The following is an 819-nucleotide window of genomic DNA, read 5'->3' on the forward strand; positions in this document are numbered from 1 at the left end:
CGACGAGCGCCAGCCCGGCGTCATCAGCGGCACCGTCCGTGAAGACCTGGACAACAACGGCACGGGCGACACCCCGATCGAAGGCGCCACCGTCGTGCTGAAGGACGCCCAGGGCAACCCGGTCGCCACCACCACCACCGACGCCAACGGCAACTACGTCTTCAACAACGTGCCGGCCGGCAGCTACACCGTCGAAGAGACCAACAAGCCGGGCTACACCGACGTGGGCGACACCGACGGCGGCAACCCCAACCAGATCAGCGTGACCCTCACCCAGGGCCAGTCGAGCACCGGCAACGACTTCGTTGACGAGCGCCCGGCCACCCTCGGCGATCGCGTCTGGGAAGACACCAACGCCAACGGCGTGCAGGACGCCGGTGAAGCCGGCATTGCTGGCGTCACCGTGCAGTTGAAGGACGAGAACGGCGCCCCGGTGGCCACCACCACCACCGACGCTGCCGGCAACTACAGCTTCACCGTCACCCCGGGCACCTACTCGGTCGCCATCGTGGCGCCGGCCGGCTACCTCGTCACCACCCCGAACCAGGGCAACGACGCGCTCGACAGCGACATCAACGCCGCCGGCCAGACCGGCACTATCGTCCTCTCCTCCGGCGAGAACGATTCGAGCGTCGACGCCGGCCTCTACCGCGCCGCCGAACTGGGCGACCGCGTGTGGCTCGACACCAACGGCAACGGCCAGCAAGACAACGGCGAAGCCGGCGTGGCCGGCGTCAAGGTCACCCTGCTCGACGCCAACGGCAACGCCGTGGGCAGCCCGCTCACGACCGACGCCAACGGCAACTACCTCTTCACCGG

At 68.7% G+C, this 819-nt stretch carries 1 protein-coding gene; it reads left to right on the plus strand.

Translation table 11 applies throughout. The annotated features are described in order from the left end of the window. On the plus strand, positions 1 to 819 hold an 819-nt coding region (locus ZRA01_RS20390; protein ID WP_141355198.1), incomplete at both ends, for an SdrD B-like domain-containing protein.

The sequence above is a fragment of the Zoogloea ramigera genome (assembly GCF_006539865.1).
In the GTDB taxonomy this organism is placed as follows: Bacteria; Pseudomonadota; Gammaproteobacteria; order Burkholderiales; family Rhodocyclaceae; genus Zoogloea; species Zoogloea ramigera.